The organism is Methanosarcina subterranea (assembly GCF_055385895.1).
In genome coordinates, this window is record NZ_AP042426.1 from 4,474,899 (window position 1) to 4,489,825 (window position 14,927).

A 14,927-nucleotide genomic window follows, 5' to 3' on the forward strand; every position below is an offset into this window, starting at 1 on the left:
TGCTCATTCAATAAAAAGGAAGACTGATCGAAGTTGGCTCGTCATTTACGGTGCATATCTCATTTTCCAGCCTTCACACGGCGGAGGTCCTGAGTTCGAATCTCAGCGAACCCACTTAATTTCTCAGCTTTTTTTCTAAATTCGAGTCTTTATAATCTCCTTTTCTAATGCTTCAATTCCTGCTTCAAGATCAGATTTGGCATTTGGTTTTACTTTGTGTTTTATAACTTTAGACTTCCCTAATAGTTTCATTTTTCATTTTGTTGTCTTAATTACCTTTCCTACTTTCTCTTCGTAGAAACACGGCAAGTAAGCTAACTATCCCACCAATCGCTTCAAAGCCAGGTGTATTTGTACTTTGAGTTTTCTCAGGCTTCGGTTCAAAGTTTGCTACGGTAGTTACATTCTTTTGTTCAAGATCCTGAGTGCCATTTTCAGGCTTTATTGAAGTCTCGACTTCAGTGTTCTTATCCATTGAGTTGCCGGTTGTATTAGTGCTGACAATGATTGTACTATTGTCTTTGCTATGAGAGGCAGGAACTATAAACTGCCCAAATCCACAAGGCCAGGTTCCGACTTCCACAGTGGCTGTAACAGTGTTTGTAGCCGTGTCAATTACAGAGACAGTATGGCTTGCAGAGTTCGCTACATATACCTTTGTTCCATCTGGAGTGACTGCAATACCCTCGGGCCATATTCCTACATCTATCATAGCTGTAACAGTGTCCGTTGCTATGTCAATTATAGAAACAGTGTTAAAGTTCGTCACATATGCCTTTTTCCCATCTGGAGTGACTGTAACCCCAACAGGATCTACTACATCCATTGTGGTTATGACGGTATCTGTGTTTGTGTCAATTACGGAGACAGTTGTGCGCGCAAAGTTCGCCACATATACCTTTTTCCCATCTGGAGTAACTGCAATACCCCGAGGACTACGTCCTACTTTCACTGTGGCTATAACAGTGTTTGTTGCTGTATCAATTACAGAGATAGTGTTTCTGTTAGCATTCGATACATATACCTTTGTTCCATCAGGGGTGACTGCAACCCCAAAGGGTCCATCACCTGCATTTATCGTGGCTACAACAGTACTGGCTTCAGTGTCAATTACAGAGATAGTATTATCCCCGTAGTTCGCCACATACGCCTTTACCCCATCAGAGATGAATGCAATTCCCCGAGGATTTGCTCCTACTTTCACCGTGGTTGTCACAGTGTTTGTTGCTGTGTCGATCACATAGACAGTATTACTGTCTCTATTAGCAACATATGCCTTTGTTCCATCAGGAGTGACCGCAACTCCATCAGGTGTGTCTCCTACTTTCACCGTGGCTGTAACAGTGTCTGTTACGGTGTCAATTACAGAAACATCGTTGGTGCGTGAGTTTGTAATATATGCAAATGGCTCCGCTCCTGCGATACTCACCAGTGTTAAAAGCACCAGCAACACCACTCCTAAAACTCTAGTGAAAGCACAATCTCTTCTTGTTTTGTCACGTTTCATTTCTCTCATTTTAAACCTCAGTAAATGAAATTTTTGTACTTCTAATGGAAAAAAGTTAAAAATGTGACATAATATAATGTGTTTCTAAAAAGAGAATTCTTAGTATAAAAACGGTATTTTTCGATATGATTAGAAAATTTTTAGATTATTTTCAATCGCTTCTATAATAGAAACATTCTCTGACTTATCAAAAATTACAAGGCCTCAGAAACATACACAGTAACCACCTCAATATCATCAAACTGCAGGGAGAAGGTCCCTAGTTCGAATCTCAGCGAACCCACTCTTCTTTTTTGTCTTTAGTTTCTTTGTTTTCGGACTTAGAGGTTCATAGAGATTCATTTCTAATGCTTCAAATCTTGTTTCGAGGTCAAATTTTGCTTCTGGTTGTGTAACTTTAAGTTCACATTTAAGCTTTTCATCAAAGACGGTTACATAAACAGGCATTCCTTTTCTCTTAAACTTGAAGGAATAGCCTCAGTAAAGGCTGAAGATAAATGAAGAAACTGATCAAAGTTATTAATTAAAACATTAAAAATAATTTTTGAAAAAATATTCATTAGACATTGTAGCGAAGACCAAAAAATAATACATAAATGAGCTGTCGTCATTTATTTTTCCGGCTTTTATACCCATCTGACTAATATGATATCACCAATATCTCAGAAATACCGTTTAACTAATATTAGTTCAATGAGATAACTATTTATAGAAAGTATTTGTACTTACTATCAAAGAAGTACAATCAAAAAGAACTTTACAGTGGGGAAAAACAGTAGGGGAAATATATGAAACAGAATGAGACATATTTCAGGCAGTTTGACAGCGCAATATGTTATGATGGTACTGTAATCCGCGGGGGAAACAGCATTGAAGTTCGGATGATGAGAGGTCTGAGCTCGCTTGGATTTTTTCTGTACATGTTTCTAGCATCATTGCCAATAGCTTACGTGCTGATAAAAATAACCTCAATGATCTTTGGAAAAATAATGTAAATATATGTTTCCAAGTAAAAAGGTGTGAATCTTGAGACCACACTGGAGATTGGATTGCACAACTCATCGATTCCAAATCACCTTTATCTGATCTCCAACTTAACATTTTTTTATGGCTTTTAGGAGTGTCCATTCTTTGAATTTGTCTTTATGCTCAGCCCATATATTGTTAAGAGCATTACCCTTTTGTTCATCATTGTTCTGTTGATTTAATCATTCGATCAAAGAGAAAGAAAGTGCTATCATACTTGGCTCATCAAACACGGTGCTTGTGTCCTTATTCCCCAACCTTCACACGGCGGAGGTCCTGAGTTCGAATCTCAGCGGACCCAATTTTCTTTTTTGTCTTTTACTCTGATTTTAAGAATGTATTGAGCCTCTTTTCCAGCTATTTATTTTATTTCGAGATAAGATTTTATTCCTTGATGGCAACACTATTTAGTTTATTATTCATTCTCAATTATCTTGAGGTTTGCATGCAATCAAACTTGGAATCAACCTGAGCTCAGGATGAACGAGATATTCTGGATATAATTTCATTTACTAAAAATATTCATGAGTATAGATTACATTAAAATTAAAAGAGTACTTTTTTAAAAAACTTATTAATTATTCAGGATTTATATTATCAAATATATGAAGAGAGGAACATAAAGAATAGATGGGATATTTCTAGTATTTAATCCACAGGAGGAATGAAAATATATGATATATCGTAACTACTCAGGGTATAGTTAGCGGTGCTCCGCTGAGCGCCGCGAGAATACCTTCTATAACAGGTAAATCGTTCTTTTTAATGGTCGAAATATAAGCTCTAATTCTGCAGAAAGCTTCCGCTCCTTGTATAGTTCTGAAAGTTCCTGATATTTTCTGCTGTAATTTCATCATCCTTATGTCTCTTTCTGCCTGGTTATTTTCAAATGGAACTCTCAAATCATTGAGGAATCTCAGGATCTGTTCTTTGTTTTCTATAAACCTGTCAAGTAGGTTCCTTGCTTTTGTTTTTGGATTTTTACCACGTTTTCCATGTTTTTCAGGGTTTAGAGAAGGTGGATTTTCTTCAATCCCTTTCATGACGATAGCATTGAACCTCTCTTCCAACGCTTTAATTTGTTCAAAATCCAGATCTTTGACTTGCTCTTTGCATTCATCAGTATACTTTTTCATTTCTGTTAACAGTTCATTCATCTCTTTAGCCCATTGCTGTTTATAGTTCTCCTCAATTCCAGTAAGTTCTCTCTGGAGATGAGCGTTGCAAAGAGCATGATCACATTCATAACTGTTATAGGGTTTCCATCCGTCATGAACTGCTATTCCTTTAAACTCTGGAAGAATTCCCATGGCATTAATTGCTTTTGATCCTCTTTTTGAGTGAGCAAAATAACAGGTGTATTTGTCATTAGAAGCTACATGAAGCCAATGCCTTTTTCCTTCAATTTTCATCCCAGTTTCATCACAATGGATAACAGGAGAAGTTATTAACTTCTCCTTACTCATATTTTCAAACTCCTCTAAATTCCGGAAGCATTCTTTTTCTGCTCTGATTATCGTAGCAGAACAGATTTTTATCCCCATAACGTCATCAAAAAACTCTAAAATCCTTTTATAGGGAATAAACTGGTAGTTTTTACAGTAAATTGCTGAAGCTAAAATATTAGGACCATACTGGACGGGATATTTCACAGATTCTGGAAAAGAAGCTTTATTTGATTTTCCACAGTGAGTACAGGTCTTAATCTGACTTCGATGTTCCGTAACAATTAGATTTACAGGAGGAATATCAAAAATTTGTCTTCTCTCATAAGCTTCAACTTCAACATCCTCAAGAGTATGTCCACATTCTTTGCAGCAGGTCAAAGAATGTTCAATTACCTAATCAGGATCATTAACCATATCAAGAGTTGTGCCTGGATGACCTTCTTGACCTCCAGGTTTCTTCCCACTCTTTTTCCGGAGACTCTTGGGATTAGGTTTTTCTTTGACTAAAAAGTCAGTAGAAGGAGGTTTACTGCTGTTTCTGCTATTTTGATTTAAGCGAGATTCTAAAATCCTTACACGTTCTTCTAGTTCAGCAATTCGAATAGCTTGTTCTTCTATGATAGTTTCAAGTCTCTGGATTACAGAAATTACAGCTTCAGGACCAGCTTCATAGATAACGAGGATCTCTTCACGTGTAAGCATAATAACGAAACAAAATAGGATTTAATTTATATGCAATTTTTCCTCGAAAAGAGGAAAAATTGTAGCCTTTCAAAGGCCACCTGAATTGTTACGATATATCTTTTCTTTTTCTCCTCTTCTGTATTTACGCTATTTCTTAAAAGTGTTATAACTGTTCCAAATGCTCCCGATTAATTTTGAGATCTTCCTTTCTCTGGCATGTTAATGAATAGATCTAGTATCAATAAATAGAATATGTAACGATTGATACTTAAAAAAAATATGTATATATTTCAACAACCATGTTAGTAATGGGAGGTCCAAAATGATATTCGAAAAAGGATATACGGTTAGAAAAGTGAAAACCTCGCATGGCCTGGATATGTACATCTCCAGATTTGGTGAGATTGTAAGCATTCTGCCATACAATCCAAGAGCTAATATTTCTAACTTGATTAAAAGAATAGAATCAATGAATTATTAAAAGTCGAGTATGCGAAGTTAACAAAACTTCAGCTATCTCTTTTTTCCTCTGGATGTCTCTATAACCTTTTGATTCATTAATGTCTGAACCTGCATAAAATAACCATTATATATGGTCCTAAGGTCCTCTTTGTCCGGCTCTGCTTTACCCATCTCTTTTTATGCATAAGCAAGCTGCCCATATTTAAACCCTGATTCAGGAAAATAGCAGGTTAAACGCAAGCTGCTTCCGGATAATACGGAAAATAAAAGCCCCAGTGGAGAATCTGGTGATATCTAGAAGGTCTTATTTTTAGGATATGATTTATGGATTGAGCCGGCTTTTATTTATCCGAATATTAATATTAATATTTAAAATAAGCCAGTATTTTGGCATCATAACGATTTTTTTGGCACCATAACGGTATATAGTTTTTTGCATTGACCCTATAATGGGTCCCAAAGGTTCGGATCGGGGCCACATTTTCTGCTACGCCTTTCACCTTTTTCATTACATCTTAACCACTAAATTTTGATTGTTTTATACATATGAAATAAGTTTGAAATATACATGCCTATTTATAGGTTTAAATACTGTTATGTCATGCAGGATATTTGGGGAATACAAGTATATAACTCACCTGCATGAAAGGTGATATGGAATATGGGAGAAAGCTGAAATATATTTGGAGAGCTAAATTTATAGATCACCTGTCTGAAAAATATAAAGAGGTGAAGCCATGAGTGAAACAGACAAAATTATTGCACCGGAAGCTGCAGACAAAACTAATGCAGCGCTAAAAGACGAGAAAGTACCAAATCCAGAAATCAAAATGAAAACACCTAAATAATTCATGACTCATCCGCATAAAAAGATAAAGAGGTAAAAACCATGAGTAAAACAGACAAAATTATTGCACCAGAAGTTATTAAAGAAGCAGTAAAAGACGAGAAAGTATCAAATCCGGATGTCAAAGTAGAGATATCTAAATAATAATTCTTGTCTGTGAGTTATTAATTAAATCTGGAAAACCAGGCACAATTTACATGTTTGGGGAATATAAAAAGATTCTTATGTTCATGGTTTTCAGTAACTCACCCACTACCCGATTTTGGTAATTGCCGTTGATAAAAGTCAGGGTAGTCATCCTACAAAACTGAAAATTGCTGTTATCTTATTTTGATCTGGAATTTTATCTGGATCCAGATTCTGGTAGTAATGGGGAAGGAGATTTTGAAGTTGTGCTGAGAGCACAGGCTTTAATATATCTCCTGAAATTTGAGGAGTTAGAAAAATTATAGGAGCTGGAAATATGGAAAGTACAGAGAATTCGCATTTTTTGTCAGCAAGCACGATAAAAGGGGATAAGGTAGTCAATAGAGCCGGAGAGGACCTCGGGAAGATTGAAGAGTTAATGATCGATCTCGAAGATGGAAGAGTAGCATATGCAGTACTCTCTTTTGGCGGATTCCTGGGTATGGGTAACAAACTATTCGCTATTCCCTGGAAGGCTCTTTCACTGAAGCCGCATGAGCACTCCTTCATCCTTAATGTCGATAAAGAAATCCTGGAAAAGGCAGAGGGTTTTGATAAAGACCATTGGCCTGTAATTGACCGCGGGTGGCTTGGCAGCATGTACATTTATTATGGCCACAAACCTTACTGGCAGGTAGAGTTGCCAGAGCAGACAGAGATCACACAACCGCTTAATTAAAAAGGAAAATATCTTTAGGAAGCTGTTTTAAAGTTCAAGTCATTCGTACAATTGGGTAATGAACAATATCAACTTTAAAAATCGTACTGTAAATTTTTTTCGAAATTCAGGTACATGTCGCCCTTAAAGATAGTATTTTATTTCATAGGAATTACGCACTCGATATATGAAATCAAATGCATTAACCATTGTGGTTTAAATTTGCATTTCAGACATTTGACAGCTTAATGAGACTATTTTTCGGTTCAAATGCGTAAATTCTATCCCAATTGTATCCTCAAATTAAATTTTAATACGGGCGCTAAATTATCGGTTAAATACCACTGGGGGAATGAAACATAATTGACTTGATAGGACTTGCAATATTCTTTTTAATATTAGCATTGATTGCATATATATTGGGCGCAAGAGGAATTGCCGGTTTCTCTATGCAGATTGCAAAATGGCTCATCATAATCTTTGTCATACTCGCTATTATCTCGATTTTATTTATCTCGAATTTATGAGGCGTGTTTAAAAAACTAAACCTTCAATTTTTGATAAGTTCGGGAAGTTCCTATTGTATAAAGAACTAAAGAATATAAAATCTCCAAAATCAATTTTAGAAGCAGATAATTTGAGAGCAGAACTTACCATAACATATTCTTCCAGAAAGTAATCTGAAAAATTAATTGGCAATACAATCTTCACTCAGTAAATCTGCTAAGAAAGTGCATAAAAATAAACACTCTTAAAATTAAATAAACACTCTTAAAATTAGATCAAATTGAACGAAAATTAGAACTAAAGATACAATAGGATAACAACTGAATAGGATAATGACTGATGGGAAATAAAATATTTGACAGAATTAAAAAGGTACTGACTGCTAAAAAGATGCTGAGTATTTTTGTGGTGCCTTTTTTTGTAGCGTCAATAACAGCTATAGTAGTAATCTCATTGACATATAACATGGGAATAAAATTTGCCAATAATCTATTCTTCCAAAAATGAATCTGGAAGATTAATTGTAAAAATAATCTCTACATTTAAGTTTTTTATCCATCAATAATTTCTGTGTTCAACTCATTGAGAACAGCAACGTTTTACCTAAAATGGTACTATTTCCTAGTTTTCAGGTTTTTTTTGGAATTAAAGGCTTTCGATACTTCCTTTTCGAACGCTTTAACTTTTGTTTCAAGATAAGATTCGCTTCCGGTTTGCACAACTTTAAGTTCGCCATTAAATTCTTCATTAAGGGAAATCACAGACAAAGACTTGCCATTATATTTTGTTTTGAAAACATAAGCAGTTTCTCCGACAAGATTAATTTCCGATTGCTGTAAACTTATAAAAGGGTATTTGATATGTGGTTTTGCCCTGTGTTTTATGGCTCTTCGTAGTATTTTGAATCCATTATGTTTACTTTAAATATCATTCGTACAGTACGAAAACTATAAATAGTATACGTCTGGATGGTCAGATAGACATAGTAATTATATTAAAACAAAAAAGAACTCGCAAGAATCAAAGTGAACCAAATAAACTTTATTGTTAAAGATGAGGGAGACCCATATTTTTTATTTAACCGGTTTGTGGGCAAGGGTATCGGTTATCATGGGTAAAGGTATTGGTTATATGAGTAATACAAGGAGATATTAAGAAAATGATAGAAGATATATCTTTTTTTGGATACTTTATTTTCTTTTTTTTATTCAGTAGGGTCATACTTCAAATTGTGTCAAGTATTATTCGGCTGCTTTTGAAAAAAGGCGGAACCCCCGTAGAAAATGAATACCACAAATTGTATGAAGAAAGTATGGAATGGGTAAGGAAATCATGAGCTCAAAACTTTCAAATAAACCTAGCAAAACGGGAGTACAAAAAGAATACCTCCCTAAATAAAAGAATATCCCCTGAATAACAGAATGTCTCTCTAAATAAGAGAATATCCCCTAAATAATCCTTTGGATTTTTTTCGAAACTCTGACTATTGTGCTCCTGTGATCACAGAAAATGTTACAACATAGTACATGCGATTGGCGAAGGATTCGTCAATACTTCTGATTTTCACGTAACCAAAATTATGATTAATTGAAGTTCTGATTAATCTCAAGAGACTGCTTGAATACGTAGAGATTGAAATGATTGGTTGAAATGATTGATTGAAATGATTGATTGAAATGATTGATTGAAATGATTGATAGATACCTGGGAATAGATACATGGAGTTAAAAAATGAGTGAAAAACCGTCAAACAAACCATCAAAATCGGTTTTATGGCCGGTTAATCACTGGCGGATTATCATTATTCTTGAATCAGTTAACGAAGTGCTCCATCGAACTGTGATGGCGAGGGGAATACCCACAAATGTAGGTATCGCTAATGCAGGAAAACATTGTATAGTGATTTTAGGGCATAAAGAGATAAAGGATCACAAAATAGAATTGCTTGCAGATGATACGGTTTATACTTGTGTGGCTGATTCGAAGGGGAGATTATCATCTATAGGGCCTAAGAACGTGGGAAAGGATGTTACTGTTCTCTTGGGTTTGGAATTACATAAAGAGGATAAAAAGGGCACAGGGAAAGAAGAAAAATTGAAGAATCTTAAAGAGGATCTGGCTGAAAAACAAGAACAGCTTAACTGGCTGGCAAAGCAGACTGAAGAATTAGAGAGGGAATGATGATAAAACCCAAAATCGATGACCAAAAGTAAGATATATCGATCTATCATTATTATATATGGTAATTGGAGTGTATGAACTAGGAAGAGTTCGAGTAAGAATTGGCCCGGTCATACTCAACCTTTTGATTCTTTTATTTTTGGTACTGCTTGGGTTGTTTACAGCTGAGTTGGTTCTCAAAAGTTTGATAATTTATAGTTTTTTTTGAAAAGCCTCGGCTTTTCTTTTGTTTTTCTTATTTTTCTCTTATTTTTCTCTTATTCTTCTCTTATTCTTCTCTTATTTTACTATTTTTTCATATTTTTTAATCTAGCTTAATTTCAGTCTCTACATTCGACTTTCTCAGGTATTCCTTTGTTCCCGTATTCAAAAAAAAAGACAGTCTAAAATATCATAATTAACTCCTAAAATCAAGTTATGCGCGGTCACCCCGCAAAAAAGGCAGAAGATATGGAGAAAGAGAAGTGGCGAGGAAAACTGTGCCATGCCCTGTGAGAACTACCTGTTTTCTGCACAATGGCATGGTTACTCGAGAGTAATTTTGAGGAAATACCTATTTTGAGAAATTAAAAATATAATATTCACCCGATACCGGGCTTTTTTTGAAATCTATGAATTTAACGTCGCCTTCAAACGGAGGAGGTCCTGAGTTCGAATCTCAGCGGACCCATCATGCTTGTTTTACGATTTTAATGTTAAAGAGAGGTTCTGTTCTACAACTTCAAGCCTTGATTCAAAGTTGATGGTTCTTCAAACTGTGCTAGATTTGTGTTATTATCAATCTGAGTGTTGCATATTGATCACATTCCAGTTCCTTAGAACAGTTTAAATTCAAAATTTATTATATTAATAGAGTGGCCTTTGCATAGTATTTGTGAGGTCATCCCGCCCTGTAGATACGTTTACAATACTACTGTTATCCGGAATTTCATTAGAATGCCTGGGGAACACAGTTAATCAAAAGCAAAAACTTATGAGAGACAGCAATTAAAACGAAGGAAATTATGGCAAAATCTAATGAACTAAAAAACAGAAACAAAAATAATTTAATAAAATATATATATTACATTATACTAAAATAATAATGAAAGCTATCCACAATATATGGTATTTTGATCACTGGAATTTAACTGAAAAACATGACCGAAGAGTATCACAACCATACCACTGAGCCTTCAGACCTGTCGGCAAAACACCACGAATGTTTTGAGAACCTCATTGACGACCTACCCCTTGGAATACTTTCATGTGATAGAGAAGGAAATATTACCGCACTAAATGATTTTCTGTTGAATCTACTTGGGTCCCCTTCCGCGGATTTCACAAAGCAATTCAACTTATTGACTTTTCTACCTCTGGTTGAATGTGGCATATCAGCTGCTATTGAAGAAACATTTACAACAGGCAGGAACTCTTCGATAGAAACGCTTTACAGATCGGTCCGGAATAAGGAACTTTTTCTAAGTTTTAAGGTCTTTCCCCGAAAAGATGAGAAAGGATTCGTTTACGGATGTCATGCGATTATTGAAGACCTTACTACTAAAAAAAGAGAAAGAGCTGAACTTGAGCAAAGTACACGCAAGGACAAACTGATATCACAGATATCTGATCGTTTTATAAATAGTAACTTTAAAAATATCGACAGGGACATCAATAAGACTTTAAAAGACCTGGCGGATTTCATAGGTGCAGATCGAGCGTTTCTGTTCAATGTTGCTGAAAACATAGACTACATCATCAAAACACATGAGTGGTGTGCAGATGGTGCAATTTCCAAAATACAACTTAACGAGAAATCGGATACTAAAAAGCTTGTATTTGAACGACTGAGTAATTTTCAGATTATTAATATTCCTGACATTGATAAAATTCCGAAAGAAAAAGAGTATCTACAGAAGATACTACAGGATCTGAATATTAAATCCGTTGCAATGATTCCTCTTTCACGCTACGGCACTTTTAAAGGCTTTATCGGAATCGGTTCGAAAAGTAAAAGGTGTAATTGGGATAATAAAGAACTTAATGTTATGAAGATTGCCGGGGGTATGATAGCAAATATCCTCGAACGCAAAAATACAGAGTCGATGCTACTTAAAAGGGAAAAGGAATATGAAGAGATTGTTAATTCCCTGGATGCAGCGATCTGGAAAGCTACCTTTGACAAAGAAGGAAATGTACTGAATACCTATATTTCCAAACCTGTGAATAAAGTACTGAGACTCCCGGATGGCACCATAGAAGATGACTGGGATAAGCTTTTTGCGCATATCGATCCGGAAGATATGGCGAAAGTAATGGAAGCACTTGAACAGTCTTTTAAGCAACCTGATACTCCTCTGAGTATAGATTACAGAATGGCCTCTAACGACGGCAGACCCATCTGGATAAACACCATAGGATCTTCTCACCGCCTTGATGATGGAACCTATATTACATACGGAACATCGGTGAACATTACCGATAAGAAAATGGTTGAGGAAGAAGTCATTCGTAGCGAGAAACGATACAGATTTCTAATAGAACAATTAAACGATGCTGTTTTTATAAATACTCTCGAAGGGCAGATACTGGAAGTGAACGATAGCGCCTCTAAGATGCTCGGATATTCAAAGGAAGAATTACAAAAAATGAATGTTCATGACCTGTTGATCCCGGAAAATCTGAAGAAAGGTCAGGAGGTAATGAAAAGATTAGAAATTGAAAGGGCTGTACGGGGTGATACTAAATGTCTCACTGCAAATGGGGATATTCTAGATGTAGAGATAAGTGCCAGACTCCTTGAAGGATATCATGGCATAGCCCAGGCGGTTGTCAGAGATATTACACATCGCAAGCAGACAGAAAATAAACTGCGTGAAAGTGAGGCTCTTCTGAGTGAAGTCGGCAGAATAGCCAAAATCGGAGGATGGGAGCTTGATATAGTGTCCGGTGTGATTATATGGACACCTGAAATTGCAAGGCTCCATGGAAGAGACGAGTCTGCTAATCCAGAGGACAGGTTGTATAGTTTTCCCTCCGGCTCAAGAGAAATCTTTGGAAAAGCAATTAATGATGCTGTGAAAAAAGGTAAATCATTTGATCAGGAACTGGAATTCATTTCAGCAAAAGGTAAACATAAATGGGTAAGGACAATTGTCAGTCCGGTAATAAAAGATGATAAAGTTATAAAATTAGTTGGTACACTGCAGGATGTAACAGAGCGTAGAGAAGCCCAGGAAGAACTGAAGCGCAATGAGGAAAGATACAGGGCACTTTTCGAACAATCAAATGACGCCATATTCCTGAATCGGCTTGACGGCCAGATAGTGGAAGTAAGTAAGAAAACATGTGAGATGTTTGGATATACAGGGGAAGAACTTCAGGCAATGAATGTGGTAGATCTCTTGCCTCCTGACCAGAGAGATGCCGGTACTCTGGCAATGGAGAGATTAAGAAAAAAGAGGTTTATTCATATCAATACAGTGTACGAAAAAGCAGATGGTGAGACCTTTGATGCAGAAGGCAGTTCCAAGGTGCTTGAGGGACACCCTAACCTTGCCCTTGCCGTGGTGAGAAATGTCAGTGAGCAGAAGAAAGCAGAAGAAAAAATAGCCAGAAGTGAAATTAAATACAGGAGCGTTTTTGAGAAGTCGAATGACGCCATAATAATCCATAACTTTATCGGACGGATACTTGAAGCAAACAAAATGACCTGTGAAATATTGGGTTATAGTGAAGAAGAATTAAAACAAAAATCAATAAAAGAACTGATTTCCCCAGAAGAAAGGGAAGAAGCCAGATCCGAAATGATAAAAGTAAGGACAACAGGTTCCACACGTAAGGAATTCAGAATGATACGATCAGACGGATCTTTTATCTTTACGGATATTAGTGCTTCACTACTCCAGACGCAAAATAATACCATCCAGACTGTGATAAGAGATATAACCGACCGTATACAGGCAGAAGCAGCTATGCTCAATGCCAGGATAGAAGCAGAAACTGCCAACCGCACAAAGAGTGAGTTCCTTGCTAATATGAGTCACGAACTGCGGACGCCTCTGAATTCCATCATCGGTTTTTCGGATATTCTCATTGAGAGAATTTTTGGGGAACTCAACGAAAAACAGCTGAAGTACATTAAGAATATATCTGTAAGCGGAAGACACCTCCTGGGACTTATAAACGATATTCTTGACCTCTCAAAAGTGGAAGCTGGAAAAATGGAGATACATTACAGTGAGTTTTCTGTTGTCTCGGTTTTCGAAGAGGTGAACTCCACTCTCTTTCCCCTTGCCCAGGACAAATCCCTTGAAATAGACTTTAAAGTAGAACCGGGCTCTGGAGATATTCAGGCTGATAGAAACTATCTTATCCAGATCCTTTATAATCTTGTTAGCAATGCAATTAAGTTTACTCCGGAAGGAGGCAGGGTCTCGGCCCACTGTGAAAAGAGCGGAAACAGAGCTCTTTTTTCCGTAAAGGATACGGGAATAGGTATTTCTTCTGAGGACCAGAAAAAACTTTTTCAATCATTTACTCAGATCGACTCCTCATCCGCCAGGCAGTACTGCGGGACAGGGCTTGGGCTTGTTCTCGTGAAGAAACTTGTAGAACTTCACGGTGGGAAGATCTGGATTGAAAGCGAAGTTGGACAGGGAAGCAGTTTCACATTTGAATTACCAGTAGGAAATGAAGACGACATCAAATTAGAATTTGATTTTAAAAATTTAACCAGTGCACAAAAATAATCACGAATCGCGACTTTTAGAGATATTTTTAGAATAGAGCCAATCCTTAAATGAATCAATGCGCTGTAACCGGGTGTCATTAAGAGTTGGATTGTCGTTTTTTTCCTGATCTGCCTGAGATATTTCTCATGGCATTGCTGTTGCAATTACATTGGCCTTCACATGTCGGAGGTCCTGAGTTCAAATCTTAGCGGGACCATAATTACGTACTTTTTCAACGTACTTTTTTTAAGGAAATATATCATAAGACTAAATATGGTCCGGAAAATGGACATAATATGATTTTCTTTCAGAAAAAATGAAAATTTGATCCACATACACCAGTAGATGAAGAAGTTGGGATGTTTATGTCAGCGGGAGAGACATTAGAGTATTGTCCGGGAAATTGAATTGCCCTTTATCACACGCGATGGAAACCCTGAACTTGCCGGGGGTTATGAATATTTAGAGCCAAAAAATGTATTTTTTTCCTAACAAACATTTCCTGAATGAACCAGATAATAAATACTTATTGAAAGGCGAAAAAGTGCCTACACTGCGATGTAAATGTGTGACTCTGGCGGTTTCCATCCACTCCATACAAAGATCACTGTCCAGAAAGACAGGGTAATATGGAGTAATTTTGAAAACCCATGGAATAGATCAGAATAGATGAAAGAGTTCTGGGATTACTCCACTTTATACTTTATTT

Annotated in this window: 8 protein-coding genes and 1 pseudogene; 6 read left to right on the top strand and 3 right to left on the bottom strand. The window is 36.4% G+C overall.

All coding sequences use genetic code 11. The features are described from left to right. Window positions 1–268 precede the first annotated feature (268 nt). Together ACZ5A8_RS19570 and ACZ5A8_RS19575 are read right to left on the bottom strand one after the other, a co-directional pair. Complete coding sequence (locus ACZ5A8_RS19570; RefSeq protein ID WP_464531034.1) at window positions 269–1,516, bottom strand: YVTN family beta-propeller repeat protein; 1,248 nt, start codon at window positions 1,514–1,516, stop codon at window positions 269–271. Window positions 1,517–1,744: 228 nt separating this feature from the next. Then, window positions 1,745–1,954: a hypothetical protein gene (locus ACZ5A8_RS19575; RefSeq protein WP_464531035.1), complete on the bottom strand. Its 210-nt coding sequence runs from the start codon at window positions 1,952–1,954 to the stop codon at window positions 1,745–1,747. Between the two features lie 341 nt (window positions 1,955–2,295). On the opposite strand from ACZ5A8_RS19575, the gene ACZ5A8_RS19580 reads away from it, so the two are divergent. Beyond that, entirely contained in the window at window positions 2,296–2,502 is a 207-nt protein-coding gene (locus ACZ5A8_RS19580) for a hypothetical protein (RefSeq protein WP_464531036.1), read from the top strand. A gap of 723 nt (window positions 2,503–3,225) precedes the next feature. Here ACZ5A8_RS19580 and tnpC read toward each other — a convergent pair. Further along, window positions 3,226–4,683 (bottom strand): annotated as a pseudogene (gene tnpC, locus ACZ5A8_RS19585) (IS66 family transposase). 304 nt (window positions 4,684–4,987) lie between these two features. Between tnpC and ACZ5A8_RS19590 the strand changes: the two are divergent. The 5 genes from ACZ5A8_RS19590 to ACZ5A8_RS19610 all read left to right on the top strand — a co-directional run bounded on the left by ACZ5A8_RS19590 (window position 4,988) and on the right by ACZ5A8_RS19610 (window position 14,236). Next, entirely contained in the window at window positions 4,988–5,146 is a 159-nt protein-coding gene (locus tag ACZ5A8_RS19590) for a hypothetical protein (protein ID WP_322223028.1), read from the top strand. 1,291 nt (window positions 5,147–6,437) lie between these two features. Beyond that, window positions 6,438–6,839 carry a PRC-barrel domain-containing protein gene (locus ACZ5A8_RS19595; RefSeq protein ID WP_229390850.1) on the top strand — a complete coding sequence of 134 codons (402 nt, stop codon included), beginning with the start codon at window positions 6,438–6,440 and terminating at the stop codon, window positions 6,837–6,839. A 398-nt stretch (window positions 6,840–7,237) separates the two neighbouring features. Continuing rightward, window positions 7,238–7,345, top strand: a complete 108-nt coding sequence (locus tag ACZ5A8_RS19600; RefSeq protein WP_464534218.1) for a DUF1328 family protein — start codon at window positions 7,238–7,240, stop codon at window positions 7,343–7,345. A gap of 1,711 nt (window positions 7,346–9,056) precedes the next feature. Then, window positions 9,057–9,506 carry a hypothetical protein gene (locus ACZ5A8_RS19605; RefSeq protein WP_464531038.1) on the top strand — a complete coding sequence of 150 codons (450 nt, stop codon included), beginning with the start codon at window positions 9,057–9,059 and terminating at the stop codon, window positions 9,504–9,506. A 1,139-nt stretch (window positions 9,507–10,645) separates the two neighbouring features. Then, window positions 10,646–14,236: a PAS domain S-box protein gene (locus ACZ5A8_RS19610; RefSeq protein ID WP_464531039.1), complete on the top strand. Its 3,591-nt coding sequence runs from the start codon at window positions 10,646–10,648 to the stop codon at window positions 14,234–14,236. Window positions 14,237–14,927: the final 691 nt, after the last annotated feature.